Genomic DNA, 18,441 nt, shown 5'->3' on the forward strand with positions numbered 1-18,441 from the left:
GCATCACCCTCCCGGCTCAACCGTGACGTTAACAGGTATATATTCCTATATCGCTTCACGGCAAGCGGATGATCGGACATCCCGACAGACTGCTGACAAGTTTGGGCTTGCAGTCTCCCGCGACGACGAATGTCGGCCCGATGCTCGCTCAGCCGGTCGTCACGGCGATTTCCGGCCTGCGTAGCGGCTCTGCCTCGGACAAGACCCAAGACGCAAAAAAGCCGCCGGCTTTGCCGACGGCTTCCTGGCGCCAGCTCGCAAGCTGGCCCGGTCAGAGAGGAATCAGCGGCGCTTGCGACGCTGTTGCCCGAGACCCATTTTCTTGGCGAGCTGCGAACGAGCCTCGGCATAGTTCGGCGCGACCATCGGATAGTCGGGCGGCAAACCCCACTTCTCGCGATACTGCTCGGGCGACATGTTGTACTGCGTGCGCAGATGGCGCTTCAGTGACTTGAACTTCTTCCCGTCCTCCAGGCAGATCAGATAATCGGCCGTGATCGACTTCTTCACCGCGATGGCAGGCTTGGGCGCCTCGACCGGAACAACCGGCGCGACACCGCCGACGACGCGATTGAGCGCAGCGTGAACATCGCTGATCAGCGCCGGCAGTTCGGAGGCAGGAACAGAATTGTTCGACACGTAGGCGGAAACGATATCTGCCGTGAGTTCGATGAAATCGGAACCGTCTTGGTCAGCCATGATGGCGTTGCTCCATTGTTTTCTTGACCGGTCGTAGCGGTGACTGCGCCCAGCTCTGTTTCCAGGCGCAAGCGCCTTCCCTGATCTCCGCCGACGAACGGTCGAATTTCCGCCGGAATAGAATCATGCAAAACGGACCAGCAGGCAATCGTCTAAGCCATGCTGATCAATGTCGCAAGTGGCCTAACAAGGATTCGAATACATTCATCGAGACATATTATTGCTGATTTGAGGCGCACAAATCGTAACCTGAGCGCTTTGCGCTGCAGCATTTGCGCCAAAAGGTTGTCCTTGTCAGTGTCCGCATCGACCTCTACCTGTCGTCGCAGGCAATGACGAGGCGATCCTGAGAGCGATCGTGGCGTTCGAGGCGGTCAAATCGTATCCGGAGACCAAACATGACTAGCCAGCGCAGGTTCACCGGCCCGCCGACTCCTGCCGCCCGCCCGCAGAGCCGCACTGTCCATGGTGTCGCACTGACCGACGATTACGCCTGGCTGCGCGCCGAGAACTGGCGCGAGGTCCTGCGCGATCCGGACACCCTGCCCGACGAGATCAAAGCGCATATCGAGGCGGAGAATGCCTGGTGCGACACGCTGATGGCGCCGACGAAGGCGCTCCAGCGCACGCTGATCAAGGAAATGCGCGGGCGCATCAAGGAAGACGACAGCGAGCCGCCGCAGCCGGATGGCCCCTTCCTCTACTACAGCCGCTATCGGCGCGGCGGCGAGCATCCGCTGATCTGCCGCAAGCCGCGTGCGGTTAGAGGCGACAAGGCCGGCCGCGAGCAAGTCATGCTCGACGCCGACGCCCTGTCCGAAGGGAAAGAGTTCTTCGATCTAGGCGACGCCGAGCACAGCCCAGATCATCGGCTGCTCGCCTGGAGCGCCGACGAGGCCGGCTCGGAGCTTTACCTCATCAGGATCCGCGACCTCGCCAGCGGCAAGGACCTGCCGGACAGGATTTCCGACACCTCGGGCGAGATGATCTGGGCCGCCGATTCCAGCGCCTTCGCCTATGTCGCGCTCGACGACGATCACCGGCCGACGCGCGTGCTGCGCCACCGGCTCGGCACGCCCCAGAGCGAGGACGAGCTGCTCTACGAAGAAACCGATCCCGGCCTGTTCGTCGATATCGACCAGACCCAGTCGCGCCGCTTCCTGCTGATCTCCAGCAGCGACCACGAGACCTCGGAAGTCAGCCTGGTCGACCTCGCCGACAAGGCCGGCAAGCCCAGGCTGATCGCGCCCAGGCTGGCGGGTCGGCAGTATAGTGTCGAGCATCATGGCGACGAGCTGCTGATCCTGACCAATGCCGACGGTGCCGAAGACTTCAAGGTCGTTCGCGCGCCGCTCAGCGATCCTTCGCCGTCGAACTGGACCGATCTCGTGCCCCACAAGCGCGGCCGGCTCGTCCTCAGCCATATCTGCCTCGCCGACAGGCTGATCCGCCTGGAGCGCGAAGAGGGCCTGCCGCGCATCGTCATCCGCAACCTCACGAGCGGGGCCGAGAGCAGCATCGCCTTCGACGAGGAAGCCTACGGGCTCGGCATCGATGCCGGCTACGAGTTCGACACCGACCGGTTGCGCTTCATCTATGCCTCGATGGCGCGGCCGGCCGAAACCTATGACTACGATCTCGCGACCGGCGAGCGCACGCTGGTGAAGCGCCAGGAGGTGCCCTCCGGCCACGATCCGGACGCCTATGTCGTGCGCCGCATCTTCGCGACGGCAAAGGACGGCGCCAGGGTGCCGGTCTCATTGCTGCATCGGCGCGATCTGAAGCTCGATGGCTCGGCGCCCTGCCTCCTCTATGGTTACGGCTCCTATGGCGCGGCGATGTCGGCCTCGTTCCGAACCCGGCCGCTCAGCCTGGTCGACCGCGGCTTCGTCTATGCGATCGCCCATATCCGCGGCGGCACCGACAAGGGCTGGGGCTGGTATCTCGACGGCAAGCGCCAGAATAAGCAGAACAGCTTCACCGACTTCATCGCCGCCGGCGAGATGCTCGCGGCCGAGGGCTTCACCAGCCGCGGCCGCATCGTCGCGCAGGGCGGCAGCGCCGGCGGCATGCTGATGGGTGCGGTCGCCAATCTCGCACCGGAGCTGTTCGCGGGTATCATCGCCGAGGTGCCGTTTGTCGACGTGCTCAACACCATCCTCGACGAGAGCCTGCCGCTGACCCCGATGGAATGGCCGGAATGGGGCGACCCGATCCGGGACCTCGCCGCCTTCCGGACGATCCTGGGCTATTCGCCCTATGACAATGTCAAGCCGCAGGCCTATCCGCCGATCCTGGCGACGGGCGGTCTGGCCGATCCGCGCGTGACCTATTGGGAGCCGGCGAAATGGGTGGCGCGCCTGCGCGCGACCATGACCGGTGGCGGCCCGATCATGCTGCACACCAACATGGACGCCGGCCATGCCGGCGCCGCCGGGCGCTTCGACTCGCTGAAGGAGACCGCCCTCGCCTACGCCTTCGCCATCACGGCGGCAGGCGGCGGCTGGGACGAGGCCAGCGAGCCGATCAGTTCGAGCTAGACTCCAGCTTGTCCTTCTCGCTGGCGAGATAGGCCTTCAGCTCCTCCATCGAGGCGAAGGTGTAATCGCCATCCGGCGTGCGGGCGTGGATCGAGCCATCGGCGAACATGGTGAACTGCGTCTCGCCGACCTGATAGGCGCCGATCACGCCCTCATCCGACGCCGCGGGCTCCTCGTCGGACTTGGTCCCGACGGCTGAGGGCTCGACCTTCTCCGCAGGGGGCACCTCAGCGTCGGCAGAAGCCGGCTCCGGGGCTTCCTTCTCCTGAGGCTCGGCCTCGGTCTCCAACTCCGGTACCGCAGGCTCGTTCTCCGCAGGAACCGGTTCGGTCTTCACCTCATCCGGCGCGGCCTTGGCGGCAGCCTCGGCATCGGCATCGCCCAAAACGCCGAGATCGCGCGGCTGGGTCACCGGCGGCCAGGGCCGTGGCGCCATCCAACTCTCGGAAGAAGCCAGCGCATCGCTATCGCGTCGCGGCGGCTCGACCTCGGGCGCATTGACGACGCCGGCAAGCTGATTGCGCAGCGCGTTGAACTCGTCATCAATCGAAGCGACCTCAGCGCGGGCGGGGCGCTCGATCTTGGGCCACCAGAGCTGATCCTCGGAACTCGGCGCAGGCACGGTTTCCTGCTTTGCGGCGTCGACTTCGTCCTCCTGCTGCGTGGCTTCAGGCTCCTCGATGGAGGCGGCGGACGATTCGGCTTCCTCATCCTTCGCGTCTTCGCCCTTTGTGGCATCGCCCTTTGCGTCGTCCGGCTGCGAAACCTCGTCATTGCCCGCCGAAGCCGGGCGCTCCTGCTTCTCCTGTAAGCCTTCGGCCGTCTCGTCGGCTTCGTCGCTCTCGCTTCGCTCATCAGGCTCAGTATCCGAAGGCGCCGCATCGAGTGCCATGGAGGCTGGGGGAAGCAGCCAGCTGTCGGGTTCCTCGGCCACGGCCGGCGGCGACTGCGACGGCTCGGCAGCAGTCTCGGCGGGCTCGGAGTGATGGCCGTCGCCCCCCTCCGCCTTGTCGGCCACATCCGCCTTGTCCGGATTTTCTTCCTTCGGTCGCTCTTCGCTCTGCGCCAGGCCGGTGAGCGCACCGGCGACCACGGCAGCTCCAGCGCCCGCGGCCAGCGTGGTCGCGATGCCGAGATGCCCGGCCTCGCGCGCAGGCTCCTTTGCGAGCGCGGGCTCCGGGCGGACGGGCGCCGCGTTCGGCAGCGGCCCTTCGCCGGCGCGCGATTCGGACAGCGCCACCACCGCCATGGCGCCGCTGACCAGTCCCTTGAGCCGACGGACCTCGGCGAGCACGGCCGCAAGCGCGAGCAGGATCAGGCCGGCGATCGTCGCCAGAGCCCCCAGGATGACTTCGGTGAAGCCACGTTCCAGAACGAGATATGGCCAGCCATCGACGATGGCATAGGCGCCGCCCGCCAGCAGAGCGAGCCCGAGAACCACGAAAAGCTTGACCAACGCTTGCTCCTTTGAGGCTGGGCGAGCTGCGACAGCTTGCCGCCTCGGCGGTTAAACTATCGATACCATTCCGGATTGCCAACCAAATGGCCCCCCGACGCTCTCCCGCCGACGACGCAGCCCGGCCGTGCCGGATTTCTCGGGCCCCGGCGGTTGCCGCTGCGAACCGAGGGGCTTAACTAACAGGCGAATGGCGGGGTGTTCCGCCGGGCAAACCTTGCCCAAGCGTTGCGTCATCGCAGCCATTCTCACGTCGCGATTTCGACAGCCCAAGGAGAGGCCCGATGTCCTTTACCCTGCCCGATCTTCCCTATGCGCATGACGCCCTCCAGCCCTTCATGTCGAAGGAGACGCTGGAGTACCATCACGACAAGCACCATCTCGCCTACGTCAACAACGGCAACAACGCGATCAAGGGCACGGAATTCGAGGGCAAATCGCTCGAGGAGATCGTCAAGGGCTCCTACGGCAAGAACCCGGCCGTGTTCAACAATGCCGGCCAGCACTACAACCACCTCCACTTCTGGAAGTGGATGAAGCCCAATGGCGGCGGCAAGCTGCCGGGCGCGCTGGAGAAGGCGATCACCGATTCCTTCGGTTCGGTCGACAAGTTCAAGGAAGACTTCGTCGCCGCCGGCGTCGGCCAGTTCGGCTCCGGCTGGGCCTGGCTCGAGGTCAAGGGCGGCAAGCTCGCCGTCAGCAAGACCCCGAACGGCGAGAGCCCGCTGGTCCATGGCGGCACACCGATCCTCGGCGTCGACGTCTGGGAGCACTCCTACTACATCGACTACCGCAATCGCCGCCCGGACTATCTCAAGGCCTTCCTCGAGAGCCTGGTGAACTGGGACTATGTCGCCGAGCTCTATGACGGCGCCAAGGCCTGATCGCTACGCTCGAACGACGAATATGGACGGGGCCCTTCGGGGCCCCGTTTCGTTTGGGCAGGGCTCAGGCCGCGACGCGCTTGAGGAACTGGTCCACGGTCGAATCGAGCCGCATCGCCTGGGCCGAGACCTCACCGGCGGCATGACGGACCTGCTCGGCCGAGCGACCGGTCTCCTCGACGCTGTCGGCCAGCACGCTGAGATCGCTGGAGACGGAGAGCGCCGAGGTGCTTGCCATGGCAACGCCGCTGGCGATCTCGCCGGTCGCGATCGCCTGCTGCTCGATCGAGGTCGCGACCGAATTGGCGAAGCTCTCGATCGCACCCATCCGGGTGGCGATGTTCTGGATCGCGTCGACGACCTCGGTCGTCGCGCCCTGGATGGCGCCGACCTGGCTGACGATCCGGTCGGTCGCATCGGCCGTCTGGGAGGCGAGACTCTTCACCTCGGCCGCGACGACGGCAAAGCCACGCCCGGCCTCGCCGGCACGCGCCGCCTCGATCGTCGCGTTGAGCGCCAGGAGATTGGTCTGCGCGGCAATGTCGCGAATGAGGTTCACCACCTCGCCGATCGCGCGGGCCGTCCCATCCAGCGCCTGGACCGAGCCGGCAGTGTCGCGGGAGGCTGACGCCGCCTCGACGATCTCGGTACGGACACGGCGCACCTGGAACTCGACCTCGCGGATCGCCGCGCCCATCTCCTCGGCGGCCTGGGCCGCATTCTCGACATTGGCCGAAGCGCCGTGCGAATTCTGCGCGGCACGGGCGGCGCGCTCGGACGATTCCGCCGCGACCTGGGCCAGGCCGTCCGACGCTTCACCCATGCGGTCGGCATTGCTCTTGAAGGCCTCGAGCGCGACGCCGACTTCACCGCGGAACAGCGCGATCGCTTCTTCGACGCGCTTCTGGTTGCGATGGCGATCCGCCTCCGTCACCAATTGCTGCTCCTGCAGGCTCGCCCGCTCGGCAAGGCGTAGCTTCAGCACGCCGAGCGCCCTGGCGATGGCGCCGATCTCGTCCTGACGGCCGACCGCGTCGATCGGCGTGTCGAGCTTGCCGTCTGAAATATTGACGATGGCGCGGGTCATGCTCTTCAGCGGCCGCATCGTCCGCGACAGCGAGATCCAGAGCAGCGGCCCGAGGACGACGAGCAGGGCGATGCCGAGCCCGATCGTCAGGAACTGTTCCCAGGCCGAGCGCGCAATGAGCCGGGTCTTGTCGAAACGCAGGGCGACATAGCCGATCTGCTTCTTGAAGCCGCCGACCTTTACGGTGAGCAGTTGCGTCACATAGGTCTTGTCTTCGAGCCGGAGCGTGTCCTGCTCGCCGAGCACCTCCCATGCATCCCGCCCGAGCTGCCGACCGAGCTTGTTCGGGGTGAAGGACAGCCGCGCCTCGTCATTGCGGCCGGCCGAGGCGAGCGCGACGAGATCATCGGCGACGAAACCGGCGTCGAAATCGGGATCGCGCTTCAGCGATTCGAGAATATAGCTCAGCGTGATCGTATCGCGCGCCAGGATCAGGGGCGGCGAGGCATGGGCGATCATCGCGGTCAGCGACATCATCTTCTGCTCGAGATCGCCACGCGTCTTGGTTTCGTTGTAGCGGGCAGCGGCCACCACGACGAAGACGATGGCGACGGCGACGATGGCGACGGCAGCGCCCGCGATCTGACTGCTGAGCGAGCGCGTCACAGTCTCGGCGTGGCTGGCCTGTGGCAGGCCCGCCTGCGGTCGCCGCGCCCGTGACTGTAACCAGGCCATCACGCTCATCGTCCGCGGACTCCAGACACCGACGTCCCACGGAGATGTCGGGACTGCTGTCCGATAGAGTGAACGAGCGGGGTAAATTTTCGATTGCGCACAGACGGAGCCTGCACGCTGGGCGGCAGCGGAGCGTGAGCTCAGGCAGCGGCGCCGAACCGGCCGATCAGCAGCCCCGGCGGCGGCTCGAAAGCAGCCAGCACCGCATGTTCGAGCGGACGCGTCGCAACGACCGGGTCGAGCGTGGCGAGCTCGTCGTCGACATGGCCGGGGTGGCACATCACCAGATGCTCCGGACCCGGCTGGACGAGGAAGGCCGCGAGATCGACCGCGAAATCGCGCCCGGCATCGAAGGGCGAGAAGCCCGAGAAGCCGCGATTGGTCGGGATGCCGCGCCGGGCGGCGGCGCTGCGCAGGCCGGTCGCGAGCCCGGCAACGGTCAGGGCCTTGCCGACGGCGACACCGCGCGCACGGATCGCCGCGATGGAATCGGAGGGATCACGCACATAGACCGAGCCGGCGGGATAGCGGGCGGCCATCGCATCGAGCACCGCCCGGCGAATGCCAGGCAGGACATGGACATGCTGATGGCCGTCGACGAAATCGGGCGCCCGGCCGAAATGCTGCTCGAAGGCATCGAGCTGCCGCGCGATCTCACCCGCGATCTCGTCGCGCGCAGTGCCGGAGCGCAGCGCCAGCTTTGCGAGCTCGCCGAGCTTCGGCAAGGTGCCCGACGGCGCCACGGTCGGCATCGCCGAGAGCGGCGCAGCGCAGGTCAGGTTGAGGTGAAGGCCGAGATCTGTCCTCCCCGAGAAGGCTGCGAGCTCCTGTGCGAGCCGGGGCCAATGCGGCCGGTTGGTCATCGCCCCCGTGGCCGAGAGCCTGCCGGCACCGAGCAGCTCCAGGATCGAGCGGCTGACACCCTCGGTCATGGCGAAATCATCGGCGCAGAGCACGAAGCTGCGGGTCATGCCGGCTGTTACCCCCTATTCATCTGCTCTGGTGTATGCAGCCTGCGGCTGCGCGCCTTACAGCACCAGCCCTAGCCGAGCCGAAGAGGTCCTGAAAGTCTTGTCCGCGATTGCGCCCAGCTCCGCTTCCACCACGACGCCGGCGCCCGCTCCGCGGCCGGAACTCTCGATCGTCGTGCCGGTCTACAACGAGGCGGACAATCTCGCGCCGCTGGTCGCCCGGCTCGAACCGATCCTCGACGCCCATGTCGCCTCGTGGGAGATCATCTGCGTCGACGACGGCAGCCGCGACGGGACGCTGGCGGCGCTGCGCGCCCTGCATGCGCAGGACAGCCGGATCAACGCCATCTCCTTCAGCCGCAATTTCGGCAAAGAGGTCGCGATCGCCGCCGGGCTCGACCATGCCAATGGCGACGCCGTGGTGATCATGGATGCCGATCTGCAGCACCCACCGGAGGTGATCCCCACTTTCCTGGCGAAATGGCGCGAGGGCTTCCTCAACGTCTACGGCCAGCGCACCGACCGCGAAGGCGAGAGCCCGCTGAAACGCAATTTCGCCAAGGCCTTCTACAAGCTCTTCGCCAGCTTCGGCGAGACCGAGCTGCCGGAAGGGGCCGGCGACTTCCGCCTGCTCGACCGCCGGGTCGTGGAGGCTCTGCGGGCACTGCCCGAGCGGGCACGCTTCTCAAAGGGCCTCTATGCCTGGGTTGGCTTCCGGGCAACCGGCGTGCCCTTCGCGGTGGCCGACCGCGCCCATGGCGAAAGTAAGTTCCGCTTCAGCAGGCTGTTCAGCTTCGCCTTCGACGGACTCTCCTCCTTCTCGACCGTGCCGCTGAAGATCGCGACCTGGCTCGGCGTCGTCATCGCCATCATCGCCACACTGACCGGCCTCTACTTCCTGGTCCGCACACTGCTCTTCGGCACCGACCTGCCCGGCTTCCCGTCGCTGATCGTCTCGATCATGTTCTTTTCCGGGATCCAGCTGATCTCGCTCGGGATGATCGGCGAATATGTCGGGCGCATCTTCGCCGAGGTGAAACGCCGGCCGCTCTACCTGGTCGGCGAGCGCATCGGCCTCGACAAGCACGACGGCGTCCCGCCGCGCGGCGATGTGCTGCCGCCCGGGATCGGGTAGCCGCTACAGCTGGACCATCTCCCGCGACGCAGCTATGCGGCTAGATGCAAGTGGCCTGCCGACCCCGGCGGCCCCGAGTGGCGCGATGCTGAGAAAGATCCTCTCCGTCAGCGGCTTCACGCTGCTCTCGCGACTGTCCGGCTTCCTCCGCGACATCGTGCTCGCGGCCGCGCTCGGTGCCAGCGGGCTGATGGACGCCTTCTCGGTGGCGCTGCGCCTGCCCAATCATTTCCGCGCCGTCTTCGGCGAAGGCGCCTTCAACCAGGCTTATATCCCGGCCTATAGCCGCATTCGCGAGCAGTCGGGCGAGGCGGCTGCGGCGCAGTTCTCGAACCGCGTCTTCTCGCTCAACTTGATCGTCCAGCTCGTCTTGCTGGGACTCGCCATCCCCTTCATGCCGGAACTGGTGCGGCTGCTGGCGCCCGGCTTCGTCAACGATCCCGCTCGCTTCGACCTCGCGGTCACGCTGACCCGGATCACCTTCCCCTATCTGCTCTTCGTCACCCTGGTAACGCTGCTCTCGGCCAATCTCAACGCGGTCGACCGCTTCGCCGCCGCTGCTGCGGCGCCCATTCTCCTGAATGTCTGCCTGATCGGGGCGCTCTTCATCGCCTTCCTGTTCCCGAGCGCGGCCCATGCCGCCGCCTGGGGCGTCGCCGTCGCCGGCGTGCTGGAATGGTTGCTGCTCTGGATCGCGGCACGGCAGGCGGGCGTCTCGGCTGCGCTGACACGGCCGCGTCTCGATGGCGAGGTGAAGAGCTTCCTCAAGGCGTTCGGGCCGGCGGTGATAGGCTCGGCTGGCGTACAGATCGCCCTCTTCGCCGACACGATCATCGCCTCGCTCCTGCCGGCCGGCGCTTACTCGGCACTCTACTATGCCGAGAGGCTCTATCAGCTGCCACTCGGCGTGATCGCGATCGGCGTCGGCACGGTGCTGCTGCCGACGATGAGCCGCGCCATCGCTACCGGCAGCGAGGCCAAAGCGGAGGCGGCGCAGAATCGCGCGATCGCGCTGACCCTGGTCGCAGCCGCGCCTTTCGCCGCCGCCTTCCTCGCCATCCCGGAACTGATCGTCGGGGCGCTGTTCGAACGCGGCCGTTTCGACGAAGCGGCGACCCAAGCCGCCGGCGCAGTGCTGTTCGCATATGCGATCGGCCTGCCGGCGATCGTGCTCATCCGGGCCCAGGTCTCGAGCTTCCAGGCGCGGGGCGACACGACCACGCCGATGCTGGTCTCGCTCGCCGCCATCGCCGCCAATGTCGGGCTGAAGCTCTTGCTCTGGAAGAGCCATGGCGCGCCCGGCCTCGCCTTCGCCACCGCCGTCGGTGCCTGGATCAATCTCGGCGCGCTCTATGGCCTCGCGCTGAAACGCGGCTGGACCAATCCCGACCGCGGCCTGCCGCTGCTGATCGTGATCGTCGGTGTCGCCGCCGGCTTCGCCGCGCTGATCGCGCGCTTGCTGGCCGAGCCACTCTACGGCTTGCTGATCCGGTTCCCCTACGAGCCGCGTCTGATCGCACTCGCCATCCTCAGCCTCGCTGCCGGCTGCATCTATGGCGCGGTCGCGCTCGGCGGGCTGAGGTCAGCCGGACTCTGGCGACTGCTGCGCTAGTTCAGCCTGCGACCAGCCTGGCACCAGCCCGCAGGCGATCAGCCGCCTCATCGACCATGCGCGCGACGACCTCGCCGGCGGACGGGATATCCGAGATCAGACCTGCCGCCTCGCCGAAGACCACTGCCGCCCTGTCCGGATCGCCGGCCATGAAAGCCTCGCGATAGGCTGGCGCCTCATCCTCGATCGCGGCGCGCAGCTCGGCCTCGCGGCCACGCCATCTGGCGATGAAGGCATTGTCGCTGACGCGGATGTCGAAGGGCCGCGGCCAGTCGAGCCGGCGGGCGATGTCGGGAAGCGCCGAGCGCACCGTCTGGTCGCCGGTCGCCGCGACCGCCACGGCATGATGGTTCGGATGCACCAGCGCCTCGCGGCTCGCCCAGAAGCGGGTGCCGACCAGGACGCCGTCGGCGCCCAGCATCAGCGCCGCGGCAAGGCCGCGCCCGTCGGCGACGCCGCCGGCGGCGAGCAGCAAGGTGTCCGGGCTTTCACGCGCCAAAAGGTCGGCGACCTCCGGCACAAGGGGAAGCGTGCCGCGTGCATGGCCATGCCCACCTGCCTCGGCGCCCTGCGCCACGATGATCGCGGCGCCCGCCTCCAGCGCGGTGCGGACATGACCGAGATTCTGGCACTGGCAGATCAGCGGCACGCCGGCCGCAGCGATCTCGCCTGCGAAGGGCATGGGATCGCCGAAGGAGAGCATCAGAGCCGCTGGCTGGCGGGCCAGCACTTCACCGAGCAGATGCGGTTGCTTCGCCAGCGACCAGGTGATGAAGCCGCAGCCGGTACGGGTATTGCCGGCAGCGGCATATTGCGTCGTGAGCCAACCAGTGTCGCCATAGCCACCGCCGATCAGGCCGAGCCCACCGGCGCGGGTCACGGCGGCGGCGAGCGCTCCGCCGCCCGCCAGAGCCATCGGCGCCGAGAGGATCGGATGCTCGATCCCGAGGCGCTCGGTCAGGCGGGTGGCGAGCCGGGCCATCTGGCCTCAGGCGCCCTTGCTGTGGGCGAAGTCCATATAGAGTTCGCGGGCCTTGCGGAACATCGGGCCGGGCTGGAGCTCGCGATCGTCGATCTTGTAGATCGGGATCACCTTCGAGTAGTTGCCGGTCGAGAAGATCTCGTCGGACTGCTCGAAATCCTCATAGCGCAGCGTCGTCTCCTCGACGGTGACGCCGGCCTGGCGCAAGAGGCCGATGGTGCGCTGGCGGGTGATGCCGTTCAGGAAGGTGCCGTTCGGGGCCGGCGTCTTCACCACGCCGTCCTTGGCGAGGAAGATGTTGGAGGTGCCGGTCTCGGCGACATTGCCAAGCATGTCGAGCACCAGCGCATTGTCGAAGCCCCTGCCCTTGGCCTCGCGCAGGACGCGGGCGTTGTTGGGATAGAGGCAGCCGGCCTTGGCGTCGGTCGGCGCGTTCTCCAGGGTCGGGCGGCGATAGGCGCCCTTGGTCACCGAGAAGCCCTTGCCGGGATCACCCATCGCCGCCTCGAACAGGCAGAGCGCGAACTGCGTCGACTCGGGATCGCCGATGATGGTCGACGGACCGTCGGCCTCGGCCCAGTACATCGGCTTTATGTAGAGCGCGGCGCCGCTGCTGAACTTCTTCACGCCTTCGGCGGCCTTGGCGACGATCTCCTCGGCCGACATGGTCGGCTTCAGGCCGAGCGCCAGAGCGGAGCGGTTCACGCGGGCGGCATGCCGGTCGAGATCGGGCGAGACGCCGTCGAAATGGCGGGCGCCATCGAAGACTTGGGAGGCCTGCCAGGCGGCGTGGGTGCGCGGGCCCATGATGCCGGGGTTACCCTCGCGCCACTCTCCGTCGAACCAGGTCCATGTCTGCGAATACCAGGCCATCATGCGCTCCGATCAGTCAGGGTTGCTGCCCGGCACCGTCTGCCGCAGGCAAGGCGGCGTCAACATGCCGGCCGCATGCCGGCGAACGATTGCTGTGATGGGTGCGATCGTAGCCGGTGATGGATCACGGCATCAGGTTGAAAATCCGCGACGGGGCCTGTGCGATCCCGCCCTGCCCTCAGAAGCCGGCGGCGCGCATCAGCGCGACCACCACCATGCCGACCAGCAAGGCGAGCAATTCGCTGCGCCGGATCACCATGCTGGCGACCGCCGCCAGCAGGGCGAGCCCGGCGGCGAAGCCGAGCCGCTCGATCAGCGGCAGGACGGTCGCGACCACGATCGAGCCCGGCAGGGCGGCAAGACCGCGCCGGACCCGCGGCGTCAGCGGGACAAAGCCCATCAGCACGACGCCGGAGATGCGACAGAGATAGGTCGCCAGCGCCATGGCGGCGATGGCGAGATAGGCCCCCCAGCTTCCAGGCTCAGGCAGCATCATCGAGGAAAGCCCCTGCAAGGGCGCCGGAGAGCGCACCGACGATGATGAAGGCGTAGCCGTCGACAAGGCGCGTGGTGATCAGCGCGACGATGCCCGCGACGATCCAGGGCAGCGCCGCCCGCTTCCCACGCCAGAGCGGCACGATCATCGCCGCGAAGAAGATCGGCATGACGAGATCGATGCCGTATTGGCGCGGATCGGACACCAGCGCCCCGAGCAGATAGCCCGGCACGGTCGCCGCCACCCAGACCAGCCAGAGCGCAAGTCCTGCGCCGACCAGCACGCTGAGATCGCGCCCGCCTTCGCCATGGTAGCGCGTGCCGATCAGCCAGTTCGCATCCGTGAAGAAGAACAGATGCACCGCGTTGACCAGCCTGGGATAGCGCGTGAACCAGGGCTGCAGCGAGGCGCCCTGCAGCACCATGCGGGCGTTCACCGTGGCCGTGACGACGGCGAGCGCGACGATCGCACCCCAGCTCCATTCCGGCCGCCAGAGCTCCATCGCCACGAGCTGCGAGACGCCGGCATAGACCAGCGCGCTCATCAGCACGGCCTCGAGCAGGCTGAGGCCCTTGGCCGACGCAGCGGCGCCGAAGGCGACGGCGAAAACGATGACGCCCGGCATCAGCACGGAGACACGGCGCAGGCCGAGGAGCATGCCGGCGAGGGTCAGTCGGGCCGCGGCTTGCGGTTCGGATTTCGCTTCGGAAGGCATGTCTCCTCGAACCGGTTTCCCCATGATGCGTCAACGCCTTGCAAGCTGCGGGCCTCCATGAGCGTGACGCAGGGCGGGCCAAGCCGTCTCCTTCCGCACTGGCGCAGGCTGCACTAGAATCGCGGGATGCTCTGGCTTTCCTCCATCGATCAGACCGCGCCTGCCCTGCCCGCGGCGTGGCTGATCGCGACACAGGCACGACCAGCAAACCTGCCGGAGCGCTCCGAGTTGCGGCGATCGCTGGCACGCAAGCTGCTGGCGCGCCAGTTCAGCCTAGACGAGGATGCTGTCGAGATCGGGCATGAGCCGGCGGGCCGGCCGCTGATCATGTCACCGCACGGCTCCGGGCTGCACCTCTCGCTTGCAACACGGTCGGGGCTCGTCGCCGTCGCCCTGGGGCATGGTCCGGTCGGGATCGATGTCGAGCAGGTCGCCACCGCAGGCGAGCCGCCGCTCGCTGTGCTCCATCCCGACGAGCGCCGCTGGCTCGAGAGCCTGCCCGCCCCTGCCCGGCCTCTCGCCTTCGCCCAGCTCTGGAGCGCCAAGGAGGCCTATGTGAAAGCGCTCGGCATCGGCTTCGCCCGCGCGCCCGAGAGCTTCTCGGTGCAACTCGACGGCGCCGAGGGCTTCGCCGTCAGCGATGAGGACAATGGCCGCCGCGCCAGCGGCTTCGTCCGGCTCACGAAAAACGGCGGCCATGAAACCATGGCCGCCGCATTCATTGCTCTCGATCGGGCCTGACTTTTCAGCCCGGCTGGTCGACCGGCTTCTTCTTCAGGAGATAGCCGGCGACGACGACGACCAGCGCGCCGAGGATCGCCGCCGTATAGAACGGCATCTTGGCTGGCAGCAGACCGATCGGGTTGACCTCGGAGGTCGGGACGCTGACGACCCAGTTCGGCATGTTCGCCTGCAGCCATTGCAGCACCGCCATGTCGCTCAGCAGCATCTCGCCGGCGATCCAGCCGAGCAGGGCCGCACCGAGCCAGATCAGGATCGGGAAGCGCTCGAGGACGGTCGAGAGCATGCGGGCGCCGAAGATGATCAGCGGAATCGTCAGCAGCAGGCCGAAGATGAAGAGCTCGAAATGGCCGCGCGCCGCGGCGGCGATGGCGAGCACGTTGTCGAGGCTCATCACCGCGTCGGCGATGGCGATGGTGCGCACCGCCTTCCAGAGATTGTCGCTGGCCTCGATCTCGCCATGCGCCTCTTCCTCGCCCTTGGCGAGCTTGATCGCGATCCAGAACAGCAGCAGCGCACCGACGACCTTCAGGAAGGGGACGGCGAGCAGGTAGGTGACCACCACCGCGAAGATGATGCGAAGACCCACCGCAGCACCGGCACCGAGCCAGATGCCGACCTTGCGCTGCTTCTCCGGCAGCGAGCGCACCGCGAGCGCGATGACGACCGCGTTGTCGCCGGAGAGCAGCAGGTCGATCCAGATGATCTGGAGCAATGACGTCCAGAAAGCGGAAGATGCGAAATCCATAGGTCGGTCAGTCCCTGTCTTAGAGGGCCGGATCTGGCCGGCGTTGCTTGAGGAAATAGCCGAGACCGAGCACGAGCACGGCCCCCAGAATGGCAGCGGGGTATTCCAGTTGGTGGGCGAGCGTCTCGCCGAGCTTGCCGATCAGCCAGGGATCGCTTTCGAACATCTCGCCCGCGACCCAGCCGAGCAGGCCGGCGCCAGCCCAGACCAGGATCGGGAAGCGGGTCAGGAGCGAGGTGATCAGCGAGGCGCCGAGCACGATCAGCGGAATCGAGATGATCAGGCCGCCGACCAGCAGCGGGATCGAATCCTTGGCGACGGCCGCAATGGCAAGCACGTTGTCGAGGCTCATGACGATGTCGGCGATGGCGACGGTCTGCACCGCCTTCCAGAGCTTGCTGCTGGCGGCGACAGCGTTCTCGTCGCTCTCGCCGTCCTCGATGATCAGCTTGACCGCGATCCAGACCAGCAGGATCGCGCCGACGATGTGCAGGAACGGCATGTTGAGGAGGGAGGCGATCAGCACGGTGAAGACGACGCGCAGCAGCACGGCGACGCCTGCGCCCAGCGCGATGCCTTTGGCGCGCTGCTCGGGCGCCAAGGCCCGGCAGGCGAGCGCGATCACCACCGCATTGTCACCCGACAAGACGATATTGAGCGCGATGATCTCGAAGAGCTTGCCCCACAGCGTCGGGTCGAGCAGCGAAAACGTCAGATCGGGCACCTTGTTCCCCCTCCTTTAGTCTTACGTCTTTTCGGCGCCGACCACTGCTTGTGGTCAGCACCAGCGTCGTCGTCAACCCAGCGCCTGCTCGATCGCCTTGCCGGCCGCCTCAGTCTTTAGGCTACCGCCGAGATCGCGCGTGCGGGTGTGGGCATCGCCGAGCGTGCGCTCGATCGCGGCCTCGATCGCCTTGGCCGCTTCGTGCTCGCCGAGATGATCGAGCATCATCGCCCCCGACCAGATCTGGCCGACGGGGTTGGCGATGCCCTGCCCGGCGATGTCCGGGGCGGAGCCGTGCACCGGCTCGAACAGGGACGGGAATTCGCCGGTCGGGTTGATGTTCCCCGACGGTGCGATGCCGATCGTGCCGGTGCAGGCCGGACCGAGGTCCGAGAGGATGTCGCCGAACAGGTTCGAGGCGACGACCACGTCGAAACGGTCGGGGTTGAGCACGAAATGCGCGGTCAGGATGTCGATATGGTACTGGTCGACCGCGACGTCGGGATAGTTCTTCGCCATCTCCTTCACCCGCTCGTCCCAGTACGGCATGGTGATCGAGATGCCGTTCGACTTGGTCGCCGAGGTCAGCTTCTTGCGCGGCCGGCGCTGGGCCAGCTCGAAGGCGTATTTGAGAACGCGGTCGACGCCGACGCGGCTCATCACCGTCTCCTGGATGACGATCTCGCGCTCGGTGCCGCCATACATGCGCCCGCCGACCGAGGAGTACTCGCCCTCGGTGTTCTCGCGCACGACGAAGAAGTCGATGTCGCCTGGCTTGCGGCCGACGAGCGGGCCGGGCACGCCCGGCATCAGCCGCACGGGGCGCAGGTTGACGTACTGGTCGAACTCGCGGCGGAACAGCAGCAGCGAACCCCAGAGCGAGATGTGATCCGGCACCTGGGCCGGCATGCCGACGGCGCCGAAGAAGATCGCGTCATGGCCGCCGATCTTCTCCTTCCAGTCGTCCGGCAGCATCTTGCCGTGCTTGGCGTAGTAGTCGCAGGAGGAGAAATCGAACTCGTCGAGCTGGAGTTCGAAGCCGTATTTCTTCGCGGCCGCCTCGAGCACGCGCAGGCCCTCGGGCATGACCTCCTTGCCGATGCCGTCACCGGCGATGGCGGCGATGCGGTAGACGCGATTGGTGCGGCTCATATGTTCTCTCCGAAGAAGGCCGAGAATTCGGCGACGACGAGATCGGGGATCTCCTCCGCCAGATAATGCCCGCCCGGCAGGGCCCGGCCTTGGACGTTTTCCGCGCGCTCGCGCCAGAGCCCGAGCACGTCGAAGCATTTTCCGACGGCACCGCGATCGCCCCACAGCGCCAGCAGCGGGCAAGCGACCTTCCTGCCGTCATCGGCATCGTCATGGGCGATGTCGATCGTCGCCGCGGCGCGATAATCCTCGCAGCTGGCATGGATCATCGCCGGATCGCGGAAACAGCGGAGATACTCGTTCAGCGCCGCGGGCTCGAACAGCTTCATGTCCGAGGCGCGCCGGCTCGTCCAATAGAACTCCGGATCGGCGCCGATCATGCGCTCGGGCATCGGCGCCGGCTGGATCAGGAAGAACCAGTGCCAATAGGCGCGGGCGAAGGCGTCGGTGGTGTCGCGATACATTTCGCGCGTCGGCGCGATGTCGAGCGTCGCCAGCTTCAGCACCCGCTCGCTGTGATCGAGCGCCAGCCGGTGTCCGACACGGGCACCGCGGTCATGCGAGCCGACGAAGAAGCGGTCATGGCCGAGCGCGCTCATGACCTCGGCCATGTCCTGCGCCATGGCGCGCTTGGCATAGGGCGCGTGATCGGCCGCGCTCGGCGGCTTTTCGGAATCGCCGTAGCCGCGCAGGTCCGGGCAAACCAGGGTGAAGCGCTGCGCCAGCTGCGGAGCCACGCGCCGCCACATGATGTGCGTCTGCGGATAGCCGTGGAGCAGAAGCAGCGGTGGCCCCTCCCCGCCAGTGCGGACGCGAATGCGTGCACCTGACGTCGCAACGTCGAGCAGCCGGAAACCGGGGAACAGATCGTCCTCGACTGGGAGCTCGGTCAGCGACATCAGGCCTCTCGGATTGCAACAATCGGAGCCGATACCCGTATTTTCAACCGAT

17 protein-coding genes are annotated in these 18,441 nt (G+C 66.9%); 5 read left to right on the top strand and 12 right to left on the bottom strand.

Annotated elements, in window-relative coordinates; translation table 11 throughout:
- Positions 1-282: 282 nt before the first annotated feature.
- Positions 283-699, bottom strand: coding sequence for a Ros/MucR family transcriptional regulator (locus ACWIGM_RS12725; protein ID WP_454026293.1), 417 nt, complete (start codon positions 697-699; stop codon positions 283-285).
- Positions 700-1,097: 398 nt separating this feature from the next.
- On the opposite strand from ACWIGM_RS12725, the gene ACWIGM_RS12730 reads away from it, so the two are divergent.
- Entirely contained in the window at positions 1,098-3,239 is a 2,142-nt protein-coding gene (locus tag ACWIGM_RS12730; protein ID WP_454026294.1) for a S9 family peptidase, read from the top strand.
- On the opposite strand, the gene ACWIGM_RS12735 is transcribed toward ACWIGM_RS12730, so the two are convergent.
- Positions 3,226-4,695 carry a hypothetical protein gene (locus tag ACWIGM_RS12735; RefSeq protein ID WP_454026295.1) on the bottom strand — a complete coding sequence of 490 codons (1,470 nt, stop codon included), beginning with the start codon at positions 4,693-4,695 and terminating at the stop codon, positions 3,226-3,228. The genes ACWIGM_RS12730 and ACWIGM_RS12735 overlap by 14 nt on opposite strands.
- 284 nt (positions 4,696-4,979) lie before the next feature.
- Here ACWIGM_RS12735 and ACWIGM_RS12740 point away from each other — a divergent pair, with 284 nt between their 5' ends.
- The gene (locus ACWIGM_RS12740) at positions 4,980-5,579 is read left to right on the top strand and encodes a superoxide dismutase (protein ID WP_091831660.1); all 600 of its coding nucleotides are present in this window, start codon (positions 4,980-4,982) and stop codon (positions 5,577-5,579) included.
- A gap of 64 nt (positions 5,580-5,643) precedes the next feature.
- Here the strand turns inward: ACWIGM_RS12740 and ACWIGM_RS12745 are convergent, their stop codons facing one another.
- Positions 5,644-7,341, bottom strand: a complete 1,698-nt coding sequence (locus tag ACWIGM_RS12745; RefSeq protein WP_454026296.1) for a methyl-accepting chemotaxis protein — start codon at positions 7,339-7,341, stop codon at positions 5,644-5,646.
- Between the two features lie 140 nt (positions 7,342-7,481).
- Complete coding sequence (locus ACWIGM_RS12750; RefSeq protein ID WP_454026297.1) at positions 7,482-8,312, bottom strand: ChbG/HpnK family deacetylase; 831 nt, start codon at positions 8,310-8,312, stop codon at positions 7,482-7,484.
- A gap of 100 nt (positions 8,313-8,412) precedes the next feature.
- On the opposite strand from ACWIGM_RS12750, the gene ACWIGM_RS12755 reads away from it, so the two are divergent.
- Together ACWIGM_RS12755 and murJ are read left to right on the top strand one after the other, a co-directional pair.
- On the top strand, positions 8,413-9,447 hold the full coding sequence (locus ACWIGM_RS12755; protein ID WP_454026298.1) for a glycosyltransferase family 2 protein: 1,035 nt from the start codon (positions 8,413-8,415) through the stop codon (positions 9,445-9,447).
- A gap of 85 nt (positions 9,448-9,532) precedes the next feature.
- On the top strand, positions 9,533-11,059 hold the full coding sequence (gene murJ, locus ACWIGM_RS12760) for a murein biosynthesis integral membrane protein MurJ (protein WP_454026299.1): 1,527 nt from the start codon (positions 9,533-9,535) through the stop codon (positions 11,057-11,059).
- 1 nt (position 11,060) lies between these two features.
- On the opposite strand, the gene ACWIGM_RS12765 is transcribed toward murJ, so the two are convergent.
- From ACWIGM_RS12765 to ACWIGM_RS12780, 4 genes are all read right to left on the bottom strand, one after another.
- Entirely contained in the window at positions 11,061-12,041 is a 981-nt protein-coding gene (locus ACWIGM_RS12765) for an NAD(P)H-dependent flavin oxidoreductase (protein WP_454026300.1), read from the bottom strand.
- Between the two features lie 6 nt (positions 12,042-12,047).
- Positions 12,048-12,914, bottom strand: a complete 867-nt coding sequence (locus tag ACWIGM_RS12770; RefSeq protein WP_454026301.1) for a branched-chain amino acid aminotransferase — start codon at positions 12,912-12,914, stop codon at positions 12,048-12,050.
- A 178-nt stretch (positions 12,915-13,092) separates the two neighbouring features.
- A complete protein-coding gene (locus ACWIGM_RS12775; RefSeq protein WP_454026302.1) occupies positions 13,093-13,410 on the bottom strand; it encodes an AzlD family protein in 318 nt (105 codons plus the stop codon).
- Positions 13,397-14,125 (bottom strand): AzlC family ABC transporter permease, encoded by a 729-nt coding sequence (locus ACWIGM_RS12780; protein ID WP_454026303.1) that lies wholly within the window; start codon positions 14,123-14,125, stop codon positions 13,397-13,399. The genes ACWIGM_RS12775 and ACWIGM_RS12780 overlap by 14 nt, the downstream gene beginning before the upstream one ends.
- A gap of 126 nt (positions 14,126-14,251) precedes the next feature.
- On the opposite strand from ACWIGM_RS12780, the gene ACWIGM_RS12785 reads away from it, so the two are divergent.
- Positions 14,252-14,866, top strand: a complete 615-nt coding sequence (locus ACWIGM_RS12785; RefSeq protein WP_454026304.1) for a 4'-phosphopantetheinyl transferase family protein — start codon at positions 14,252-14,254, stop codon at positions 14,864-14,866.
- Between the two features lie 4 nt (positions 14,867-14,870).
- On the opposite strand, the gene ACWIGM_RS12790 is transcribed toward ACWIGM_RS12785, so the two are convergent.
- From ACWIGM_RS12790 to ACWIGM_RS12805, 4 genes are all read right to left on the bottom strand, one after another.
- A complete protein-coding gene (locus ACWIGM_RS12790) occupies positions 14,871-15,614 on the bottom strand; it encodes a TerC family protein (protein WP_454026305.1) in 744 nt (247 codons plus the stop codon).
- Positions 15,615-15,633: 19 nt separating this feature from the next.
- Positions 15,634-16,338, bottom strand: coding sequence for a TerC family protein (locus tag ACWIGM_RS12795; RefSeq protein ID WP_454026306.1), 705 nt, complete (start codon positions 16,336-16,338; stop codon positions 15,634-15,636).
- 72 nt (positions 16,339-16,410) lie between these two features.
- Positions 16,411-17,490, bottom strand: coding sequence for a tartrate dehydrogenase (locus ACWIGM_RS12800; RefSeq protein ID WP_454026307.1), 1,080 nt, complete (start codon positions 17,488-17,490; stop codon positions 16,411-16,413).
- Positions 17,487-18,389 carry an alpha/beta fold hydrolase gene (locus ACWIGM_RS12805; RefSeq protein WP_454026308.1) on the bottom strand — a complete coding sequence of 301 codons (903 nt, stop codon included), beginning with the start codon at positions 18,387-18,389 and terminating at the stop codon, positions 17,487-17,489. The genes ACWIGM_RS12800 and ACWIGM_RS12805 overlap by 4 nt, the downstream gene beginning before the upstream one ends.
- Positions 18,390-18,441 lie beyond the last annotated feature (52 nt).

The organism is Allobosea sp. NPDC055332, from assembly GCF_053645455.1.

Excerpts from the sequence above, each read along its gene's own strand:
- murJ (WP_454026299.1), top strand. The coding sequence starts at position 9,533 with ATGCTGAGAAAGATCCTCTCCGTCAGCGGCTTCACGCTGCTCTCGCGA.
- ACWIGM_RS12725 (WP_454026293.1), bottom strand. The coding sequence starts at position 699 with ATGGCTGACCAAGACGGTTCCGATTTCATCGAACTCACGGCAGATATC.
- ACWIGM_RS12775 (WP_454026302.1), bottom strand. The coding sequence starts at position 13,410 with ATGATGCTGCCTGAGCCTGGAAGCTGGGGGGCCTATCTCGCCATCGCC.
- ACWIGM_RS12770 (WP_454026301.1), bottom strand. The coding sequence starts at position 12,914 with ATGGCCTGGTATTCGCAGACATGGACCTGGTTCGACGGAGAGTGGCGC.
- ACWIGM_RS12745 (WP_454026296.1), bottom strand. The coding sequence starts at position 7,341 with ATGGCCTGGTTACAGTCACGGGCGCGGCGACCGCAGGCGGGCCTGCCA.
- ACWIGM_RS12790 (WP_454026305.1), bottom strand. The coding sequence starts at position 15,614 with ATGGATTTCGCATCTTCCGCTTTCTGGACGTCATTGCTCCAGATCATC.
- ACWIGM_RS12740 (WP_091831660.1), top strand. The coding sequence starts at position 4,980 with ATGTCCTTTACCCTGCCCGATCTTCCCTATGCGCATGACGCCCTCCAG.
- ACWIGM_RS12765 (WP_454026300.1), bottom strand. The coding sequence starts at position 12,041 with ATGGCCCGGCTCGCCACCCGCCTGACCGAGCGCCTCGGGATCGAGCAT.
- ACWIGM_RS12730 (WP_454026294.1), top strand. The coding sequence starts at position 1,098 with ATGACTAGCCAGCGCAGGTTCACCGGCCCGCCGACTCCTGCCGCCCGC.
- ACWIGM_RS12805 (WP_454026308.1), bottom strand. The coding sequence starts at position 18,389 with ATGTCGCTGACCGAGCTCCCAGTCGAGGACGATCTGTTCCCCGGTTTC.
- ACWIGM_RS12750 (WP_454026297.1), bottom strand. The coding sequence starts at position 8,312 with ATGACCCGCAGCTTCGTGCTCTGCGCCGATGATTTCGCCATGACCGAG.
- ACWIGM_RS12780 (WP_454026303.1), bottom strand. The coding sequence starts at position 14,125 with ATGCCTTCCGAAGCGAAATCCGAACCGCAAGCCGCGGCCCGACTGACC.
- ACWIGM_RS12800 (WP_454026307.1), bottom strand. The coding sequence starts at position 17,490 with ATGAGCCGCACCAATCGCGTCTACCGCATCGCCGCCATCGCCGGTGAC.
- ACWIGM_RS12785 (WP_454026304.1), top strand. The coding sequence starts at position 14,252 with ATGCTCTGGCTTTCCTCCATCGATCAGACCGCGCCTGCCCTGCCCGCG.